The 18,308-nt window shown below is 73.4% G+C and carries 19 protein-coding genes; 9 read left to right on the top strand and 10 right to left on the bottom strand.

What is annotated here, in order from left to right:
- Together A2U95_RS04785 and A2U95_RS04780 are read left to right on the top strand one after the other, a co-directional pair.
- Positions 1-1,029, top strand: a complete 1,029-nt coding sequence (locus tag A2U95_RS04785; protein WP_166020975.1) for an ABC transporter ATP-binding protein — start codon at positions 1-3, stop codon at positions 1,027-1,029.
- Between the two features lie 24 nt (positions 1,030-1,053).
- On the top strand, positions 1,054-1,851 hold the full coding sequence (locus A2U95_RS04780) for a maleylpyruvate isomerase family mycothiol-dependent enzyme (RefSeq protein WP_166020974.1): 798 nt from the start codon (positions 1,054-1,056) through the stop codon (positions 1,849-1,851).
- Positions 1,852-1,913: 62 nt separating this feature from the next.
- Here the strand turns inward: A2U95_RS04780 and A2U95_RS04775 are convergent, their stop codons facing one another.
- The 5 genes from A2U95_RS04775 to A2U95_RS04755 all read right to left on the bottom strand — a co-directional run bounded on the left by A2U95_RS04775 (position 1,914) and on the right by A2U95_RS04755 (position 6,593).
- The gene (locus A2U95_RS04775) at positions 1,914-2,321 is read right to left on the bottom strand and encodes a VOC family protein (RefSeq protein WP_166020973.1); all 408 of its coding nucleotides are present in this window, start codon (positions 2,319-2,321) and stop codon (positions 1,914-1,916) included.
- A gap of 131 nt (positions 2,322-2,452) precedes the next feature.
- Positions 2,453-3,700, bottom strand: coding sequence for a hypothetical protein (locus A2U95_RS04770; RefSeq protein WP_166020972.1), 1,248 nt, complete (start codon positions 3,698-3,700; stop codon positions 2,453-2,455).
- Positions 3,682-4,422, bottom strand: a complete 741-nt coding sequence (locus A2U95_RS04765) for an ABC transporter ATP-binding protein (protein WP_166020971.1) — start codon at positions 4,420-4,422, stop codon at positions 3,682-3,684. Before A2U95_RS04765 ends, A2U95_RS04770 begins: the two co-directional genes overlap by 19 nt.
- Positions 4,423-4,713: 291 nt before the next feature.
- On the bottom strand, positions 4,714-6,093 hold the full coding sequence (locus A2U95_RS04760) for an aspartate aminotransferase family protein (RefSeq protein WP_166020970.1): 1,380 nt from the start codon (positions 6,091-6,093) through the stop codon (positions 4,714-4,716).
- A gap of 2 nt (positions 6,094-6,095) precedes the next feature.
- Positions 6,096-6,593, bottom strand: coding sequence for an Lrp/AsnC family transcriptional regulator (locus tag A2U95_RS04755; RefSeq protein ID WP_166024827.1), 498 nt, complete (start codon positions 6,591-6,593; stop codon positions 6,096-6,098).
- Between the two features lie 208 nt (positions 6,594-6,801).
- Between A2U95_RS04755 and A2U95_RS04750 the strand changes: the two genes are divergently transcribed.
- Entirely contained in the window at positions 6,802-8,241 is a 1,440-nt protein-coding gene (locus A2U95_RS04750) for a gamma-aminobutyraldehyde dehydrogenase (RefSeq protein WP_166020969.1), read from the top strand.
- 73 nt (positions 8,242-8,314) lie between these two features.
- On the opposite strand, the gene A2U95_RS04745 is transcribed toward A2U95_RS04750, so the two are convergent.
- The gene (locus A2U95_RS04745) at positions 8,315-8,569 is read right to left on the bottom strand and encodes a hypothetical protein (RefSeq protein ID WP_166020968.1); all 255 of its coding nucleotides are present in this window, start codon (positions 8,567-8,569) and stop codon (positions 8,315-8,317) included.
- Between the two features lie 261 nt (positions 8,570-8,830).
- Between A2U95_RS04745 and A2U95_RS04740 the strand changes: the two genes are divergently transcribed.
- Positions 8,831-9,373 (top strand): hypothetical protein, encoded by a 543-nt coding sequence (locus A2U95_RS04740; protein ID WP_166020967.1) that lies wholly within the window; start codon positions 8,831-8,833, stop codon positions 9,371-9,373.
- Here the strand turns inward: A2U95_RS04740 and A2U95_RS04735 are convergent.
- The 3 genes from A2U95_RS04735 to A2U95_RS04725 all read right to left on the bottom strand — a co-directional run bounded on the left by A2U95_RS04735 (position 9,363) and on the right by A2U95_RS04725 (position 12,472).
- Positions 9,363-10,538 (bottom strand): serine hydrolase domain-containing protein, encoded by a 1,176-nt coding sequence (locus A2U95_RS04735; protein ID WP_166020966.1) that lies wholly within the window; start codon positions 10,536-10,538, stop codon positions 9,363-9,365. The two genes, A2U95_RS04740 and A2U95_RS04735, sit on opposite strands and share 11 nt — an antisense overlap.
- A gap of 153 nt (positions 10,539-10,691) precedes the next feature.
- A complete protein-coding gene (locus A2U95_RS04730; RefSeq protein WP_166020965.1) occupies positions 10,692-11,411 on the bottom strand; it encodes a glycerophosphodiester phosphodiesterase in 720 nt (239 codons plus the stop codon).
- Complete coding sequence (locus tag A2U95_RS04725) at positions 11,396-12,472, bottom strand: adenosine deaminase (protein WP_166020964.1); 1,077 nt, start codon at positions 12,470-12,472, stop codon at positions 11,396-11,398. Before A2U95_RS04725 ends, A2U95_RS04730 begins: the two co-directional genes overlap by 16 nt.
- Before the next feature lie 123 nt (positions 12,473-12,595).
- Here A2U95_RS04725 and A2U95_RS04720 point away from each other — a divergent pair, with 123 nt between their 5' ends.
- Complete coding sequence (locus A2U95_RS04720; RefSeq protein ID WP_166020963.1) at positions 12,596-13,078, top strand: DUF4190 domain-containing protein; 483 nt, start codon at positions 12,596-12,598, stop codon at positions 13,076-13,078.
- 117 nt (positions 13,079-13,195) lie between these two features.
- On the opposite strand, the gene A2U95_RS04715 is transcribed toward A2U95_RS04720, so the two are convergent.
- Positions 13,196-13,756: an NADAR family protein gene (locus A2U95_RS04715; RefSeq protein ID WP_166020962.1), complete on the bottom strand. Its 561-nt coding sequence runs from the start codon at positions 13,754-13,756 to the stop codon at positions 13,196-13,198.
- Positions 13,757-14,053: 297 nt separating this feature from the next.
- On the opposite strand from A2U95_RS04715, the gene A2U95_RS04710 reads away from it, so the two are divergent.
- Genes A2U95_RS04710 through A2U95_RS04695 form a run of 4 tightly spaced genes read left to right on the top strand, consistent with a single transcriptional unit; the run spans position 14,054 to position 18,289 of the window.
- On the top strand, positions 14,054-15,283 hold the full coding sequence (locus tag A2U95_RS04710) for a polyamine ABC transporter substrate-binding protein (RefSeq protein ID WP_166020961.1): 1,230 nt from the start codon (positions 14,054-14,056) through the stop codon (positions 15,281-15,283).
- A gap of 5 nt (positions 15,284-15,288) precedes the next feature.
- Positions 15,289-16,554 carry an ABC transporter ATP-binding protein gene (locus A2U95_RS04705; protein WP_166020960.1) on the top strand — a complete coding sequence of 422 codons (1,266 nt, stop codon included), beginning with the start codon at positions 15,289-15,291 and terminating at the stop codon, positions 16,552-16,554.
- Positions 16,551-17,489, top strand: a complete 939-nt coding sequence (locus A2U95_RS04700) for an ABC transporter permease (protein WP_166020959.1) — start codon at positions 16,551-16,553, stop codon at positions 17,487-17,489. The genes A2U95_RS04705 and A2U95_RS04700 overlap by 4 nt, the downstream gene beginning before the upstream one ends.
- Positions 17,489-18,289: an ABC transporter permease gene (locus tag A2U95_RS04695; protein WP_166020958.1), complete on the top strand. Its 801-nt coding sequence runs from the start codon at positions 17,489-17,491 to the stop codon at positions 18,287-18,289. Before A2U95_RS04700 ends, A2U95_RS04695 begins: the two co-directional genes overlap by 1 nt.
- Positions 18,290-18,308 lie beyond the last annotated feature (19 nt).

The following is an 18,308-nucleotide window of genomic DNA, read 5'->3' as shown; positions in this document are numbered from 1 at the left end:
ATGCTGCTCAGTCTCGAGGGCGCGACAGTCCGGTTCGGCGGACGCGCCGCCCTGGACGCGGTGGACCTGGCGGTCGCCGAGCACGAGATCGTCTGCGTGCTCGGCCCCAGCGGCAGCGGCAAGTCGACGCTGCTGCGCGCCGTCGCGGGGCTCCAGGCCGTGGACGCCGGACAGGTGCTGCTGGACGGCCGCGACCAGGCGAGGGTGCCCGCGCACCGGCGGGGCGTGGGCCTGATGTTCCAGGACCACCAGCTCTTCCCGCAGCGCGACGTGGCCGGCAACGTCGCGTTCGGGCTGCGGATGCGCGGTGCGGGACGCGAGGAACAGGCCGAGCGGGTGCGGGAGCTGCTGGAGCTGGTCGGTCTGCCGGACGCGGGGCGGCGGGGAGTGGGAACGCTCTCCGGCGGCGAGCAGCAGCGCGTCGCCCTGGCCCGGGCGCTGGCGCCCCGTCCCCGGCTGCTGATGCTCGACGAGCCGCTGGGGCAGCTCGACCGCACCCTGCGGGAGCGGCTCGTCGTCGAACTGCGTGACCTGTTCGGCCGGCTGGGGACCACGGTGCTGGCCGTCACGCACGACCAGGGCGAGGCCTTCGCGCTCGCCGACCGGGTGGTGGTGATGCGCGACGGGCGGGTCGCCCAGTCCGGCAGCCCGCTGGAGGTCTGGCAGCGGCCCGCGGACGCCTTCGTCGCACGGTTCCTCGGCTTCGAGAACGTCGTGCGGGCGACGGTCGCCGGGACGGTCGCGGACACCCCCTGGGGCAAGGTGCCGGTCCCCGGAGGCTCCGCGCAGGGGGAACGGAACCTGCTGGTGAGGCCGTCGGGCGTCCGGCTGGCGGCCGGGAGCGGGGGAGGAGGGCTGCGGTGCGTGGTGGCGGCCCGCACCTTCCAGGGGGCCCAGGTCTCGCTGCGGCTGCGCCCCGAGGGGGAGGCGCCGGAGCTGGAGGCGGTCTGCCCCCTGCGGGACGCGCCCGCGCCGGGGGAGACGGTGGGGGTCCTCTTCGACGCCGGGGAAATCGCGGTGCTGGGCTGACCCGCAGGACCTAGAGTGCGCGTGATGACCACTCTCACGTACGCAGACCACATCACGCACATCGACCGTCAGGCGCGGCAGTTGGGATCACTGCTGACCTCGCACGCCGACCTCGCCGCGACCGTGCCCACCTGCCCCGGCTGGACCCTGGAGGACCTGGTCCGGCACGTCGGCGGAGCGCTGCGCTGGGCCGCGCTGCTGGTGGCGGAACGGGCCGTCGGGAACGTCCCCGACGAACGGGTGCCCCTCCTGGGCGGCCCGCCGGAGCGGGGCGACGCCGCCGCGCTGGACGCGTGGTTCGGGGAGTCCGGCCGGCTGCTGACCGAGGCGCTGCGCGGTGCGGCGCCGGACACGCCGGTCTGGTCCTGGTACCAGGACCGCACCGCCGGGTTCTGGGCCCGCCGGATGACCAACGAGCTGGCCGTCCACCGCGCCGACGCCGCCCTGGCCGCCGGCCGGCCGTACGAGGTGGCGCCCGAGGTGGCCGCCGACACGATCGAGGAGTGGCTGGAGATCGTCCGGTTCGCGCAGCGGCAGCCGGACGACAAGGACGCCGCCGAACTGCGGCGCGGCGGCCGCACCCTCCACCTGCACGCCACCGACGCGCCCGCCGGGCTCGACGCCGAGTGGCTGGTCGAACTCGCCGACGAAGGCCTCGTCTGGCGTCGTGAGCACGGCAAGGCCGACGTGGCGCTGCGCGGTCCGCTGGCCGAGGTCATGATGGCCTTCCACCGCCGGCAGGCGCCGGACACGGGCGCGCTGGAGGTGCTGGGCGACCGCGGCCTCCTGGACTTCTGGCTGGCGCGCACCAAGTGGGGCTGACCGGTCCGCCCGCCGGCGGGCGGCCGGACGACGGGGGCCGGCCGGTCCGCACCGGAGCGCTGTCAGCCCTCGACGGCCGCCGGGTCCATCCAGACGATCTCGAAGGTGTGACCGTCGAGGTCCTCGAAGGCGCGCCCGTACATGAAGCCCAGGTCCTGCTTGTCCCGCGGCTCGGTGGCGCCCAGGGAGAGCGCCCGGTCGACCAGTTCGTCGACCTTCTCGCGGCTCTCGGCGCTCAGCGCGACCAGCACCTCGCTGGTGCGGGTGGCGTCGGCGATCTCCTTGTCGGTGAACTGCGCGTACTTCTCGTGCGAGAGCAGCATCACGATGATGTTCTCGGAGACGACCACCGAGGCGGTGGTCTCGTCGGAGAACTGCGGGTTGATCTCGTAGCCGAGCTCGCCGAAGAACTTCTTCGAGGCGTCGATGTCGCGGACGGGCAGGTTCACGAAGATCATCTGCTGGTACATGGGGAGCCTTCTTCCGTACGTCGTTCGTAGGGGGTGCGGATGCAGGGAAGACCCCGGAAGGGCGCCGGACTCATCGCGGATCCGGCGCCCTTTCCCTTTTCGGTTTCCCGCCCCCGGGGCCGTCCGCGGGGTCAGCCCCCCGGCGTGAGCGAGGCCAGCTCGGCCACCGCCACCGTGAGCGGGCCGAAGACGGCGAGCAGGACGCCCGCGCGCAGCGCGGCGCAGGCGCGCAGGGTGGCGGCCGGGGAGCCGACCCGCAGCAGGGCCAGCATGGTCTCGGCGCGCACCTGCCGGACCTCGATCGCGGCGGTGACCAGGGTGGCCGCCGTGCAGCCGGCCACCAGGAGCGCGCCCAGGCCGCCCAGCGGGCCGAGGACCGGCCCTCCCAGGTCGTACCGGAGCACCAGCGCGTACGCGAGCGCGGCGACGGCCGCCACCACACCCAGCGGGCGGCCGATGCGCGAGGCCTCCGCCATCAGCACCCGCCCGGCGAGCAGCCGGACCGCACCCGGGCGGGCGGCCTGCAGCCCCCTGCCGCACAGGTGGGTGAGGCCCGGCCCGATCAGCGCCAGCCCGAGCGCGGCCAGCGCCCATCCGGCCAGCAGTCCCGCGGGGACCAGCGACAGGTCGGGGGTGAGGGCGACGCCGGCGCGGTTGGCGTAGCCGGCGACGCCCAGGCCCGCGACGAGGACGGCGACCCCCCAGGGCAGCCCGTCGGGGGCCGCGGTGGGCGCCGGCGGGGCGGCGGTCTCGGCGGCGGGCGCCTCGGCGGGTGCCTCGGTGGTCCCGTCGTCGTCCGTGCCGGGGCCGGGATCCCGGCGGCGGGCGTCGGCGATCCGCCGGCGGGCCGCGCCGCGCAGGCCGCCCGCCTCGCGCGGGCGGAGCGAGGCTGCCGTCGCCGCGGAGGCGATCAGCGGGACCAGGGCGAGCAGGGTGAGGGTGGCCGGCAGCGGCAGCGGCCGGCCGGCCGCGAGGAGGGCGGCCGCGCCGTCGTCGAACGGCATGCCGGTGAGGTCGCCGCGCAGGTGCAGGAAGAACAGCAGCGCCAGCGTCGAGCCGAGGAGGCAGCTGAGCGCGGTGGTGGCCGCGGAGACGGCCATCAGGCGGCCGGGCCCCAGACCGATCGCGGACAGCCCCGGCCGCGGACGGGTCCCCGGATCGGTGCGGGCCACCGCCACCGCGAAGTACACGGTGGCGGCCAGCGGCGCGGCGCACCAGGCCAGGCGGACGGTGGCGGCTCCCGGGGCCTCGGGGTGGGCCAGGGCGTGGCCGAGGGAGGACAGCAGCAGGAACCCGGTGCCGCCGGAGGCCGCCGCGACCATCAGCCGGCGGAGCTGGACGGCGGCGCCGGAGCGGCGGCCTAGACGGAGAGCGAGCACGCGGCGCGCCCCTCCGTGCCGGCAGCCGGGGGCAGCTGCGCGTTGCTGACGCGGCGTCCGTCGAGGAGGTGGACGACGCGGTCGGCCAGGGCGGCCGCCTCCAGGTCGTTGGTGGCCAGCACCACGGTGATGTCGTGCGAGCGGGCCGCGGTCATCAGGGTCCGCAGCACGTGCACCCGGTCGGCGCGGTGCAGCGGGGCGGTCGGCTCGTCGGCGAACAGCACGGTGGGGGACGGCGCGAGGGCGCGGGCGATGGACACCCGCTGGCGCTGCGCCTGGTCGAGTTCCCGGGGGTTCCTGCGGGCGACCGCGCCCACGTCGAGGCGTTCCAGCCAGTCGAGGGCCCGTTCCTTGGCCTTGCGGCGGCCCGTGCCGCGCAGCATCAGCGGTAGCGCGGCGTTCTCCCAGACGTTCAGCTCCGGGACCAGCCCCGGCTCGGGGCCGACCCAGGCGAACCGCTCACGGCGCAGGCGTTCGCGGGCCGACGGGCGCATGGTGTGCACGGGGGTGCTGTTGAACCAGACCTCCCCCTTGGTCGGCGTCAGCATGCCCGACACGCAGCGCAGCAGGGTCGTCTTGCCGCTGCCGCGCGGGCCGCCGACGGCGAGGATCTCGCCGTCCCTGACGCCCAGCGACACGCCGTTCAGCCCGGGCGTGCGGTCGCGATGCGTGAAGTGCAGGGCACGGGCCCAGAGCACGTCGTTGTCCGGCGGGGCCTCCACGGGCGTCACCTCGGTTCAGATCGCGTTTTCATCCTGCGTGTCCCCCGTCCGGGGGAACGAAGGCAGACCCGATCGGTCACTGGGCACGGTAGGGAGATCCGGGCGGCGGCCGTGCGAGGCCGGGGCTCCGGGGGCCCGTGTCTCACCCGTCCGGCCCCGCACGGCGACGCTGTTGTCACACGGTCAGCTCATCCGTCCGGGGACTCGTCCCGGCATGCCGCTGCCCCGGTCCCCCGCCGGGAACGGCCGGGGGCCGGGGCAGCCGGTGGTCCGCGAGGCGTCCGGCCGGGATCAGAGCTTGGTCCACGCCTCCGTGAGGGTCGCGCGGAGGATCTGCTCGATCTCGTCGAAGGTGCCCTGGTCGGAGACGAGCGGCGGCGCGAGCTGGACCACCGGGTCGCCGCGGTCGTCGGCCCGGCAGTAGAGGCCGTTCTCGAAGAGCTTCTTCGAGACGAACCCGTAGAGGATCCGCTCGGTCTCCTCCGCGTCGAAGGTCTCCTTGGTGTTCTTGTCCTTGACCAGCTCGATCCCGTAGAAGAACCCGTTGCCGCGCACGTCGCCCACGATCGGCAGGTCGTGCAGCTTGCGCAGCGTGTCCAGGAACGCCGCCTCGTGGTCCAGCACGTGCTGGTTGAGCTTCTCGGACTCGAAGATGTCCAGGTTGGCCAGCGCCACCGCCGCGGAGACGGGGTGGCCGCCGAAGGTGTAGCCGTGCAGGAAGACGTTGTCGCCCCGGTAGAACGGCTCGGCGATCCGGTCCGAGACGATGCAGGCCCCTATCGGGGAGTAGCCCGAGGTCATCCCCTTGGCGCAGGTGATCATGTCGGGCCGGTAGCCGAACTTCTCGCAGCCGAACATCGTGCCCAGGCGGCCGAAGGCGCAGATGACCTCGTCGGAGACGAGGAGCACGTCGTAGGTGTCGCAGATCTCCCGGACCCGCCGGAAGTACCCCGGCGGCGGCGGGAAGCAGCCGCCGGCGTTCTGCACCGGCTCCAGGAAGACCGCGGCGACCGTGTCGGGGCCCTCGAAGAGGATCTGCTGCTCGATCTGGTCGGCCGCCCAGCGGCCGAAGGCCTCCGGGTCGTCGCCGTGGACCGGGGCGCGGTAGATGTTGGTGTTGGACACCTTGTGCGCGCCCGGCACCAGCGGCTCGAACGGGGCCTTGAGGGCGGGCAGCCCGGTGATGGACAGGGCGCCCTGCGGGGTGCCGTGGTAGGCGGTGGCGCGGGAGATCACCTTGTGCTTGGTGGGCTTCCCGGTCAGCTTGAAGTACTGCTTGGCCAGCTTCCAGGCGGTCTCCACCGCCTCACCGCCGCCGGTGGTGAAGAAGACCTTGTTCAGGTCGCCGGGAGCGTGGTGCGCCAGCCGCTCGGCCAGCTCCACCGCCTTCGGGTGGGCGTAGGACCACACCGGGAAGAACGCCAGCTCCCGCGCCTGCCGGGCCGCGGTCTCGGCCAGCTCGGCGCGGCCGTGGCCCGCCTGGACCACGAACAGGCCCGCGAGGCCGTCCAGGTACCGCTTGCCGGCGTCGTCGTAGATGTGGACGCCCTCGCCCCGCACGATCGTCGGCACGGGAGCGTTCTCGTACGACGACATGCGGGTGAAGTGCATCCACAGGTGGTCGTAGGCGGAGCCGCCCCGGCCCTCGCTGCTGCGGTCCTGACTGTTCACGGCTATCGCGTTCCCCACATGTAGGTCTGCTTCTTGAGCTTGAGGTAGACGAAGCTCTCGGTGGACCGCACTCCCGGGACGGCGCGTATCCGCCGGTTGATCACTTCGAGCATGTGGTCGTCGTCCTCGCAGACGATCTCCACGATCAGGTCGAACGAGCCCGCGGTCATCACCACGTACTCCGCCTCGTCCATGGCGGCGATCGCCTCGGCCACCGCCTCGACGTCGCCCTCCACGTGCACGCCGACCATGGCCTGCCGCCGGAACCCCACGGTGAGCGGGTCGGTCACCGCCACGATCTGCATCACGCCTTGGTCCAGCAGCTTCTGCACCCGCTGCCGCACGGCCGCCTCGGACAGCCCGACCGCCTTGCCGATCGCGGCGTAGGGGCGCCGGCCGTCCTCCTGGAGCTGCTCGATGATCGCGAGGGAGACGGAGTCCAGGTGCGGGGCGCCGTTGCTCGTGTCTGCGTTTCGACTGGCCACGCCGTCACTCTGCACGACGGATCGGTCGTCAGGCAAGAGCGAATCGATGAAATCCGTCGTGCATCGACCATCGCGCTGCGGATTTCGCAGAAATCCTCCGGGTGGGGGTGTCGTAAACGGCGGTGCCCGGACTAGTGTGGGCGTCTCACGTAACGAGACGTTCCGCACGGCGCCCCGTCGGGGGCGCCCGTGGAGGACACCCGCACTGATCAGGAGGCCGGCAGTGAGCACCGAACTGCGTCGTCTGCGCAACTACATCGACGGTGAGTTCCGGGACGCCGCCGACGGACGCACCACCGAGGTGGTCGACCCGACGACGGGCGAGGTCTACGCCACCGCCCCGCTGTCCGCGCAGGCCGACGTCGACGCGGCCATGGCGGCCGCCGCCGCGGCCTTCCCGGCCTGGCGGGACACCACGCCCGCCGAGCGGCAGAGGGCCCTCCTGAAGATCGCCGACGCCGTGGAGGAGCGCGCCGAGGAACTCGTCGCGGCCGAGGTGAGGAACACCGGCAAGCCGGTCGGGCTCACCCGCACCGAGGAGATCCCGCCGATGGTCGACCAGATCCGCTTCTTCGCGGGCGCGGCCCGGATGCTCGAGGGCCGCTCGGCCGGCGAGTACATGGAGGGGCTGACCTCCATCGTCCGCCGCGAGCCGGTCGGCGTCTGCGCGCAGGTCGCGCCGTGGAACTACCCGATGATGATGGCCGTCTGGAAGTTCGCCCCGGCCATCGCCGCGGGCAACACCGTGGTCCTCAAGCCCTCCGACACCACCCCCGAGTCCACCGTGCTGCTCGCCGAGATCCTCGGCGGCATCCTGCCCAAGGGCGTCTTCAACGTCGTCTGCGGCGACCGCGAGACCGGCCGGGCGATGGTCGAGCACCCGACCCCCGCGATGGCCTCCATCACCGGTTCGGTCCGCGCCGGCATGCAGGTCGCCGGCTCCGCGGCCAAGGACCTGAAGCGGGTCCACCTCGAGCTCGGCGGCAAGGCGCCGGTCGTGGTCTTCGAGGACGTCGACATCGACAAGGCCGTCTCCGCCATCGCCGAGGCCGGCTACTTCAACGCCGGCCAGGACTGCACCGCCGCCACCCGCGTGCTGGTCCACGAGTCGGTGCACGACGAGTTCGTCGCCGCCCTCGCCAAGACCGCGGCCGCCACGAAGACCGGGCAGCCGGACGACGAGGACGTGCTCTACGGCCCGCTGAACAACGCCAACCAGCTCGCCCAGGTCTCCGGCTTCATCGACCGGCTCCCGGCCCACGCCAAGGTGGAGGCCGGCGGCCACCGGGTGGGCGACAAGGGCTACTTCTACGCCCCGACCGTGGTCTCCGGCCTGAAGCAGGACGACGAGATCATCCAGCAGGAGGTCTTCGGCCCGGTCATCACCGTCCAGTCCTTCGCCGACGAGGCCCAGGCGCTCGCGTACGCCAACGGCGTCGACTACGCGCTGGCCTCCTCGGTGTGGACCCGCGACCACGCGCGGGCCATGCGGATGTCCAAGGCGCTGGACTTCGGCTGCGTCTGGATCAACACCCACATCCCGCTGGTCGCCGAGATGCCGCACGGCGGGTTCAAGAAGTCCGGCTACGGCAAGGACCTGTCCGGATACGGCTTCGAGGACTACACGCGCATCAAGCACGTGATGACCTCGCTCGAGGGCTGACCCCGGCGTCCGCGCACGCCGGGCGGGCCCCGGTGGGAGCCGTCCTCCCGCCGGGGCCCTTCCCGTGCCTCCCTCAGAGACCGAAGACGGCCGGCAGCCTGCCGATCACCGGGTTCGTCCCCTCGGCCTCGGCGTCCGTCGAGTTGACCGGGTGGACGAGGACCCGCTCCGGGTCACGGGTGGCGCCGGCCCCGGTGCGGTAGCCGTAGCGGCCGCCCGTCCCGCCCCACGCGACCGTGCCGTCGGGCAGCTCCAGGCGGGTGGGCCCGGCGCTCGGCCGCGCCGCGTCGCCGGTCCCGACGCCGGTCACCCGGGGGACGGTGGACATCTCCTCCGGCGGCGACCGGGGCGCGCCGGAGGCCTGGGCACGAGGAACGGCATGGTCACGGCGATCTGCACCAGCACCGTGATGCCGATGTCCACGGCGAGTGGGCCGGGCCGGCCCCACCGGGCGGCGAGGCCTTCCCCGGAGGGCGACGTCACATGGGTCCGCACCGGCCAACCGTACGGCGCACACGGGCGGTTGAGGCCGACGCCGTCACACCGGCCATTTTTGAACGCGTTCAACAGGCGGTGTACCCTCACTCGCGTGAGCGACAGAGCCGCCCTGCTGAGGGGCATCCGGTGTTGGCTGCTGTTCTTCGTCGTGTGCCTGGTGCTGAGCGGGATCACCGCCTTCCCCCTGGTCCACGAACTGCGGTGGGCGGAGCAGGCGTTGTCCGTCCTGCCCGCGCCCGACGGGCTGGTGGAGTGGATCACCCGGGTGCGCCGGGGGCTGGATGAGGCGGACGCCTCGTACCCGTTCCTGCTGTACGGGACGGACTGGCTGGCCTTCGCCCACCTGGTGATCGCGGTGGCCTTCTGGGGGCCCTACCGGGATCCGGTGCGCAACGTCTGGGTGATCGAGTTCGGGATGATCGCCTGCGCGGGGGTCGTCCCGCTGGCGCTGGTCTGCGGGCCGATCCGGGGCATCCCGGTCTTCTGGATGCTGATCGACATGTCCTTCGGGGTGTTCGGGGTGATCCCGCTGCTGATCCTGCGCCGCCGCATCAAGCGGCTGGAGGCGCTGACCGCCGCGGCCGGTGCGGACGCGGCGGCCGCGGCGGTCAGGGCGGCGGCGGTCAGCGGTTGAAGGCCGGGAAGGCGAAGCGCCGGGCGATGGCGAGGCCGTCGCCCCGCGCGTCGGTGGAGTTGACCGAATAGGCCACGGTGCGGGACAGGTCCCGGGTGGCCGCCACCACCGTGTGGTAGCCGGGGCGCGAGCCGGTCTTGCCCCAGACCTCCTGCCCGTTGATCTCGAAGCGCTCCAGGCCCAGACCGATGGTCGCGTCCCGGCCGTCCTCGTCGTCGACCCGCGGGACCTGGAACATCTGGTCGAGGTACGGCTGGGGGACGACCTCGCCGCGGAAGAGGGAGACCACCAGGGTCTCCAGGTCGGCGGTGGAGGAGATCAGGTCGCCGGCGGCGAAGCGGTCCGTCATGTTCCACTCGGTGACGTCCGTGAGGCGGCCGTCGATCCGTTCGTAGCCGCGGTTGTGCGGGCCGCGGACGCGGGGGTCGCCGTCCACCGGGAAGTAGCTGTCCTTCATGCCCAGCGGACGGAAGATCCGGACCTCGGCCTGGTGGGCGAAGGTGTCGCCGGTGACCTCCTCGATCATCAGGCCGAGGACGACGTAGTGGATGTTGGAGTACCGCTGCACCTCACCGGGGGCGGTGCCCGGCCCCGCGGCGATCGACCCGGCGACCACCTCCTGGGGCGTCAGGGTGTCGAAACGGTGCTCCCACATCTCCTCGGTGGTGTCGCCGAAGGAGGCGCCCGGCCTCAGGCCGCTGGTGTGGTTCAGCAGCTGGCGCACCGTCATCGGCTCGAACTCCGCGGGGAAGAGGCCGGGCAGGTACCGCTGCACGGGCCGGTCGAGGCCGATCCGGCCCTCGGCGGCGAGCTGGAGCACCATCGAGGCGGTGACGACCTTCGAGGTGGAACCGGCGCGGAAGCGGGCGTGCCGCACGGCGGGGGCGCCGGAGCCGAGGTCCCGGACGCCGGCCGTGCCGAGCCAGGCGCCCTCGCCGCCGACGCGGACCTGGGCGGCGGTGGCCCCGTCGTTGGGGAGCCCGGAGACCGCGGCGCAGAGGGACGCGGCGTCGGGACCGGGGGCGAGGGTGACGCAGGAGGCGAGCGGGCGCGGGGCGGCCGCCGCGGCGCCGGCCGGCACGGCCAGGGCGCCGAGCCCCAGGGCCAGTGCGGCGGCGACGGCGGTGGCGCGGGCGGTGCGGGCGCTGCGTGCGGTACGGGGCATGCGGTGACTCCTCGCGGTGACGGGTGCGTTGCGGCACGGGTCATCCTGCTGGCCGCCACCTCCGGCGCGGATCACCGCCGAGGAGGGGACGACCCCTGCAACCCCCCTCACGGCAGGGGCGGCCGAGGCTCCGGGGGAGGGCGGGGGCGCCCCTTAGGGGGCCGCGTCCGGCACCGGCCGCCGGGCGTCCCGCAGCGCGGCCAGCACGTCGATCCGGTTGGTGGTGACCGCGTCCACGCCCGCCCGGGCCAGCCCCCGCATGGACCGGCGGGTGTCCGCGGTCCACGCCGAGACCAGGTACCCCTCGGCGTGCAGCCGCCGCACCAGCTCCGCGGTGACCAGGCCGAAGCGGTAGTTGAGCCACCGGGGCCGGACCGCCGCCAGCAGGCCGGCGCGCGGCGGGGCGGAGGTGGTCCAGGTCAGCGCCAGTTCGGCCGACGGGGCGGCGGCCCGCAGCGCCAGCAGGGTGGACGCCGCGCCCGACCAGTACACGCGGTCCTCCGCCCCGGCCTCCCGCACCGCCTCGAGGACGCGCCGCAGCGCGCGCGGCGAGCCGGCCGCGTCACCGGGCAGGTCGAGCAGCACCCGGTGCCCCGCGGTGACCTCCAGCGCCCGGGCCAGCGCGGGCACCCCGCCGTCGGTGAGGTCCCGCAGCCCGGCCGCGGTGAGGGAGGCCACGGGGAGGTCGTGGCCCCACAGCCGCCGAAGGGTCCGGTCGTGCAGCAGCACCGGCACCCCGTCGCGGGTGAGGCGGACGTCCACCTCCACCGCGTCCGCGCCCCGCTCCAGCGCCGAGCGCAGCGAGGCCAGGGTGTTCTCCCGGTGGCGGTACGGGTCGCCGCGGTGGGCGACCGCGGTCAGGGGGCGAGCCACGCGGCGGTGTAGGCGTCGATCTCCGCCTCGATCCGGGCCTTGCCGGCCGGGTCGAGGAAGGAGGCCTCCACGGCGTTCTTCGCCAGCTCGGCGACGCCGCGCTCGTCCAGGTCCAGCAGGCGGGCGGCGACCGCGTACTCGTTGTTCAGGTCGGTGCCGAACATCGGCGGGTCGTCCGAGTTCACCGTCACCAGCACCCCGGCCTTGGCGAACTCCTTGATCGGGTGCTCGTCCAGGGTGCGCACCGCGCGGGTGGCGATGTTGGAGGTCGGGCACACCTCCAGGGCGATCCGGTGCTCGGCGAGGTGCTCCAGCAGGCGCGGGTCGCGGGCGGAGCTGGTGCCGTGGCCGATGCGCTCGGCGCCCAGCTCGCGCAGCGCGTCCCACACCGTCTGCGGTCCGGTGGTCTCGCCGGCGTGCGGGACGGAGCGCAGCCCGGCCGCGCGGGCGCGGTCGAAGTACGGCTTGAACTGCGGCCGGGGGACGCCCACCTCCGGGCCGCCGAGACCGAACGAGATCAGTCCCTCGGGGCGGACGCCGTCGTCGGTGGCCAGCCGGACGGTCTCCTCGGCGGCCTCCAGGCCGGCCTCGCCGGGGATGTCGAAGCACCAGCGCAGCACCGTGCCGAAGTCGGCCTCGGCGGACTTCCGGGCGTCCTCGATGGCCTCCATGAACGCCTTCTCGTCCATGCCCCGGCTGACCGAGGAGTACGGGGTGACGGTCAGCTCGGCGTAGCGCACCTGCTGGCGGGCCATGTCGCGGGCGACCTCGTAGGTCAGCAGCCGGACGTCCTCGGGGGTGCGGACCAGGTCGACCACCGACAGGTACACCTGGATGAAGTGGGCGAAGTCGGTGAAGGTGAAGTAGTCGGCCAGCGCCTCCGGGTCGGTGGGGACGCTCGAGTCCGGGTGGCGGGCGGCCAGTTCCGCCACGATCCTCGGGGATGCCGAGCCGACGTGGTGGACGTGCAGTTCGGCCTTGGGGAGCCCCGCGACGAAGGCGTGCAGGTCGCGGGGGACGCCGGCGTCGAGGGTGTGGCCGGCGGCGGGCTGGTCGGTCATGGAGGTCCTCCCTGGGTCCGCATCATCGTAGGGCCGCCCCCCGGGGGCGCCGCCGTGGGCCATAGGATGGCGCGTCCGCGTACGGATGGCGTACGCGGCGAAGCAGGAGGGGACAGCCACCGCATGGCCGACAACACCGCCGACAACCCGTACGCCGGGGGCACGCCCGACCCGTGGGCGAAGCCCGCGGAGGGCACGCCGCCGCAGCCGGGGGCGGTGCCGCCGCCGCCCGCGTCCGCGCCGAGCCCGTTCGGCCCGCCGCCGCAGGCCCCGCCCGCACCGCAGGGCTTCGGACCCGTGGTGCCGCCGCAGTCCACCCCGCAGTGGGCCGGCATGCCGCCGCAGCCGTCCAACGGCATGGGCGTCACCTCGATGGTGCTCGGCATCGTCGGCGTGGTGTTCCTGTGCTTCTGGCCGCTGGCCATCCTGCTGGGCGTGCTCGCGATCGTCTTCGGCGCGATCGGCATCCAGAAGGCGAAGCGCGGCGAGGCCACCAACAGGGGCATGGCCATGGCGGGCCTGATCTGCGGCATCTGCGCCATCGTGCTGCCGATCGTGCTGGTGGTCATCATCGGGGCGTCGCTGGGCCCCATGGCGGCGCTGTAGGACGAGCGGCCCGGGGCGCCTGCCGGCAGGCGCCCCGCGGCGCGCGGACTTCCCGCACCGCCGGGACGCGGACGGCGCGAGCCGCCCGCGTCCCGGCGGCGGGGTCCCCGGCGGAGCTCAGCGGACCAGCCGGTCCCGGGCCTCCATCAGGGCGAAGCCCAGCAGGTTGAGCCCCCGCCACCGCGAGGGATCCGCGGCCCGCTCGTCCGTGGCGGCCAGGCCTATGCCCCAGACCCGGTCGAGCGGGCTGGCCTCCACCAGGACGCGGTCGCCGGTGCCCCGCAGAAAGGCCCGCAGTTCCTCGTGGGCGGCGAACTTGTGCACGCTGCCCTCGACGACGATGCCGAAGCGCTCGCGCTCCCACACCGCCTCGTCGAAACCGCGGACCAGCCGGCCCTCGTTCTTGGCCTGCGCCGGGCTGCCGGCCCCGAGGACGCGGCGCTCGGCCTCCGCGTCGCCGAAGAGGCGGGCCTTGTTCGCCATCATCCAGTGCTCCGCCGTCGCGTAGTCCTGGCCGTCCACGGTGAACGGGGACGGCCACCACTGGCTCAGGCAGCCCGCGCCGACGCCGCCGTCCTTCCGCGGGCGGTGACCCCAGAAGTACAGGAACTTGGCCCGGGCGCCGGAGCGCAGCAGGCCGGCCAGGTCCTCACGGGACCGCACCTGAGACGTTCGCATGTCCGCCACGATCGCACGGATCACCGGCACCCGGCCCCTGGATTTCTCCGGTGACCGACGCCCGGTCGACAGATTCCGTCGATTAACCAAAAGGCAACAACGGAATCCCTTGTTGGGGGGCCGTTGCTCTGTCAGGATCGGCACCCGGTCCCGGCCGTGCCGGTGACCAGGCATCACGCCGCGACGTCCCCGCCCGCCACCCCCCCCGGGCGGCCGGACGTCCCAGGACCGCCGGCCCGGCGGGCCGCCTCCCGTCGGCACCTCCCGAAAGGGCACACCCGAAAGGGCGCCACGCGCATGGAGCAGTACGAACCAGACCGGCCCTCCCCGGCCCGTCCCTCGCCGGTCCGCGGGACCGCCCTCACCCGCCGCTCGCTGCTGCGCGCCTCGGTGGGCGGCGTGTTCGCGGCCGGCGGCGCCGGCGCGCTGGGCGCGTGCGGCATCCCGCCGGCCGGCGACGCGCGGGGCGCCGCCGCCGCCGACGACCGCTCGGCGCAGGAGAGGACGGTCAGCTTCTCCAACTGGACCGAGTACATGGACGTCGACGAGAGCGAGACCCGCCACCCCACCCTGGAGGCGTTCACCCGGCAGACCGGCGTCCAGGTCGAGTACAGCGAGGACATCAACGACAACAACGAATTCTTCGCGAAGATCAAGCCCCAGCTGGCCGCCGGGCAGGACACCGGCCGCGACCTGGTCTGCGTCACCGACTGGCTCGCCGCCCGCATGATCCGCCTCGGCTGGGCGCAGAAACTCGACCCCTCCAACCTGCCCACCGCCTACGCCAACCTCTCCGCCCAGTTCCGCTCGCCGGACTGGGACCCGGGCCGCGCCTACTCGTATCCGTGGACCGCCATCTCCACCGTCATCGCGTACAACAAGAAGGCGCTCGACGGCATCGAGGTGAGGTCCGTGTCGGACCTGCTGGACAACCCGAGGCTCAAGGGCCGGGTCGGCATGCTCACCGAGATGCGCGACACCATGGGCATGGCCCTGCTGGACATGGGCAAGGACCCCGGCGACTTCACCGACGACGACTACGACGCGGCCCTCGCCCGCCTCCAGAAGGCCGTCGACAGGGGCCAGATACGCCGCTTCACCGGCAACGACTACACCGCCGACCTCACCAGCGGGGACTTCGCCGCCTGCCTCGCCTGGGCCGGGGACGTCGTCCAGCTCAAGGCCGACAGCCCCGAGATCGACTTCGTGGTCCCCGACAGCGGCTACCTGACGTCCACGGACAACCTGCTGGTCCCCGCCCACGCGCGGCACAAGACCAACGCCGAGCGGCTGATCGACCACTACTACCAGCCGGCGATGGCGGCCCGGCTCGCCGCGTACATCAACTACGTCTGCCCGGTCGACGGCGTCAAGGAGGAGCTCGCCGCCATCGACCCGGACGCCGCCGCCGACCCGCTGATCCTCCCCGACCGGGCCATGGCCGAGAGGTCCCGGGCGTTCCGCTCCCTGAGCGACGAGGAAGAGACGGCCTACGAAGCCAAGTTCGCCAAGCTGACAGGGGCGTGAGAGACGTGACAGAGACGACCGGTACCACCGCCCCCGGCGACGGCGGGGACGTCCGCCTCAGCGGCATCAGCAGGACGTACGGCGACTTCACGGCCGTCCACCCGCTCGACCTCACCGTCCCCGAGGGCTCCTTCTTCGCCCTGCTCGGCGCCTCCGGCTGCGGCAAGACCACCACCCTGAGGATGATCGCCGGCCTGGAGGAGCCCAGCAGCGGCTCCGTCCACCTCGGCCGGCAGGACGTCACCCGGCTGCCCCCGTACAAGCGGCCGGTGAACACCGTCTTCCAGTCCTACGCGCTCTTCCCCCACCTGGACGTCTTCGAGAACGTCGCCTTCGGCCTGCGCCGCCGCGGCGTCAGGTCGGTGAGGAAGCAGGTCCGGGACATGCTCGACCTGGTCCAGCTCGGCGAGCACGCCCACCGCAAGCCGCACCAGCTCTCCGGCGGACAGCAGCAGCGGGTCGCGGTGGCCCGCGCCCTGATCAACCACCCCAAGGTGCTGCTGCTGGACGAGCCGCTCGGCGCCCTCGACCTCAAGCTGCGCCGGCGGATGCAGCTCGAGCTCAAGCGGATCCAGACCGAGGTCGGCATCACCTTCATCCACGTCACGCACGACCAGGAGGAGGCCATGACCATGGCCGACACGGTCGCCGTGATGAACGCCGGCCGCGTCGAGCAACTCGGCGCGCCCGCCGACCTCTACGAGAACCCGGCCACCACCTTCGTCGCCAACTTCCTCGGCACCTCCAACCTGATCGAGGCCGAGGTCGCCTCCACGGCCGGCGGCGAGATCCTGGTGCGCGCCGGCGGCGGCGGGCTGGGCGTCCCCGCCGGGCGCTGCTCCGCCCCCGCCGGGACCGGCGCCAGGCTGCTGGTCGGCGTGCGGCCGGAGAAGGCCGCGCTGACCCTGGCGGACGAGGCCGGGCGGATACCCGACGGCCGGAACCGGGTCACCGGGGTGATCACCGAGGCGAGCTTCCTCGGCGTCTCCACCCAGTACCTGGTCGACAGCCCCGCCGGAAAGGGCCTCGCGGTGTACGCGCAGAACGTCGACCGCGACCCCCGTCTGGCGCCCGGCGCACAGGTGGTCCTGCACTGGGACCGGGCCCACACCTTCGCCCTGGACGCCGCCCAGGACATCGAGGCCGGGGTCGAGCGGGTCGAGCCGGCCACCGCCGCCCGCACGGAGGAAGCCCCCGGGACGGCCGGGAACCCCGCGCGGGCCGGGAGCACCGGCGGGACCGGCGGCGGCGTGAAGGAGGCGGCCGGATGAGCTCCACCGCCCTCACCGGGCCGCCCCCGCCCGCGCCGGCCGCCGCCGCGGAGGAGGCCGCCCCCGCGCGCCGGCGCGGCCGGCTCACCCCCTACCTGCTGCTCCTGCCCGGCCTGCTCTGGCTGCTGGTCTTCTTCGTGCTGCCGGTGGTCTACCAGGCCTCCACCTCGGTCCAGACCGGGTCGCTGGAGGCCGGCTACGAGGTGACCTGGCGGTTCGCCACCTACACGGAGGCGCTCGCCGAGTACTGGCCGCAGTTCCTGCGCTCGGTCCTCTACGCGGGCACCGCCACCGCGCTCTGCCTGCTGCTCGGCTACCCGCTGGCCTACCTGATCGCCTTCCGGGCCGGACGGTGGCGCAACCTGATCATGATCCTGGTGATCGCGCCGTTCTTCACCAGCTTCCTGGTCCGCACCCTCGCCTGGAAGACGATCCTGGCCGACGGGGGAGCGGTGGTCGACGCGCTGAACACCCTGCACGTCCTCGACGTGACCGCCGGACTCGGCCTCACCGACGGGGAGCGCGTCCTGGCCACGCCGCTGGCCGTGGTCTGCGGCCTCACCTACAACTTCCTGCCCTTCATGGTCCTTCCGCTCTACACCTCGCTGGAGCGCATCGACCCGCGCCTGCACGAGGCGGCCGCCGACCTCTACGCCCGCCCCGCCACCGTCTTCCGCAAGGTGACCCTGCCGCTCTCCATGCCGGGAGTGACGGCCGGGACGCTGCTGACCTTCATCCCGGCGGGCGGCGACTACGTCAACGCCGACCTGCTGGGCTCCACCGACACCCGCATGATCGGCAACGTCGTCCAGACACAGTTCCTGCGCGTCCTGGACTATCCGACCGCCGCGGCCCTCTCCTTCATCCTGATGGCCGTGATCCTGGTGGCCGTCAGCGTCCACATCCGCCGCTCCGGGACGGAGGACCTCGTCTGATGGCCCTGCTCACCTGGTTCCGGCGCCGCCTCGTCGTGATCTTCGGGCTGCTGACGCTCGGCTACCTGCTGCTGCCCAACGTCGTCGTGACGGTGTTCTCCTTCAACGACCCCTCCGGGCGTTTCAACTACGCCTGGAACGAGTTCTCCACCGACGCCTGGACCGACCCGTGCGGCGTCGACGGGCTCTGCGACTCGCTCGCGCTGAGCCTGCAGCTCGCCCTCTGGGCGACCCTCGCCGCCACCGTCCTCGGCACCACGACCGCCTTCGCCCTGGCCCGGTACCGGTTCCGGGCGCGCGGCGCGGTCAACTCGCTGATCTTCCTCCCGATGGCGATGCCCGAGGTCGTGATGGCCGCCTCGCTGCTCACCCTGTTCCTCAACACGGGCGCGCGGCTGGGCTTCTGGACGGTGCTGATCGCCCACGTCATGTTCTGCCTCAGCTTCGTCGTCACCGCCGTCAAGGCGCGCGTGATGTCGATGGACCCGCGCCTGGAACAGGCCGCGCAGGACCTCTACGCCGGACCGGCGCAGACCTTCCTCCGCGTCACCCTGCCCATCGCCTGGCCCGGCATCGCCGCCGGCGCGCTCCTCGCCTTCGCGCTCTCCTTCGACGACTTCATCATCACCAACTTCACCGCGGGTTCCACGGTCACCTTCCCCATGTACGTCTGGGGATCGGCGCAGCGCGGGACCCCCGTCCAGATCAACGTCGTCGGCACGGCCATGTTCCTCGTCGCCGTGCTGGTCGTCGTCGTCTCCATGGCCGTGGGCAACGGCCGAAAACGCATGAAGGCGTGACAACAACACATCCTGTGGG

This window comes from Streptomyces chilikensis, assembly GCF_001642695.1.
Classification (GTDB): domain Bacteria; phylum Actinomycetota; class Actinomycetes; order Streptomycetales; family Streptomycetaceae; genus Streptomyces; species Streptomyces chilikensis.
Note: the sequence above shows the minus strand (reverse complement) of the source record. Positions and strands in the feature narration are given on the sequence as shown.

Excerpts from the sequence above, each read along its gene's own strand:
- A2U95_RS04700 (WP_166020959.1), top strand. The coding sequence starts at position 16,551 with ATGAGCTCCACCGCCCTCACCGGGCCGCCCCCGCCCGCGCCGGCCGCC.
- A2U95_RS04710 (WP_166020961.1), top strand. The coding sequence starts at position 14,054 with ATGGAGCAGTACGAACCAGACCGGCCCTCCCCGGCCCGTCCCTCGCCG.
- A2U95_RS04720 (WP_166020963.1), top strand. The coding sequence starts at position 12,596 with ATGGCCGACAACACCGCCGACAACCCGTACGCCGGGGGCACGCCCGAC.
- A2U95_RS04715 (WP_166020962.1), bottom strand. The coding sequence starts at position 13,756 with ATGCGAACGTCTCAGGTGCGGTCCCGTGAGGACCTGGCCGGCCTGCTG.
- A2U95_RS04725 (WP_166020964.1), bottom strand. The coding sequence starts at position 12,472 with ATGACCGACCAGCCCGCCGCCGGCCACACCCTCGACGCCGGCGTCCCC.
- A2U95_RS04780 (WP_166020974.1), top strand. The coding sequence starts at position 1,054 with ATGACCACTCTCACGTACGCAGACCACATCACGCACATCGACCGTCAG.
- A2U95_RS04775 (WP_166020973.1), bottom strand. The coding sequence starts at position 2,321 with ATGTACCAGCAGATGATCTTCGTGAACCTGCCCGTCCGCGACATCGAC.
- A2U95_RS04695 (WP_166020958.1), top strand. The coding sequence starts at position 17,489 with ATGGCCCTGCTCACCTGGTTCCGGCGCCGCCTCGTCGTGATCTTCGGG.
- A2U95_RS04735 (WP_166020966.1), bottom strand. The coding sequence starts at position 10,538 with ATGCCCCGTACCGCACGCAGCGCCCGCACCGCCCGCGCCACCGCCGTC.
- A2U95_RS04785 (WP_166020975.1), top strand. The coding sequence starts at position 1 with ATGCTGCTCAGTCTCGAGGGCGCGACAGTCCGGTTCGGCGGACGCGCC.
- A2U95_RS04745 (WP_166020968.1), bottom strand. The coding sequence starts at position 8,569 with ATGTCCACCGTCCCCCGGGTGACCGGCGTCGGGACCGGCGACGCGGCG.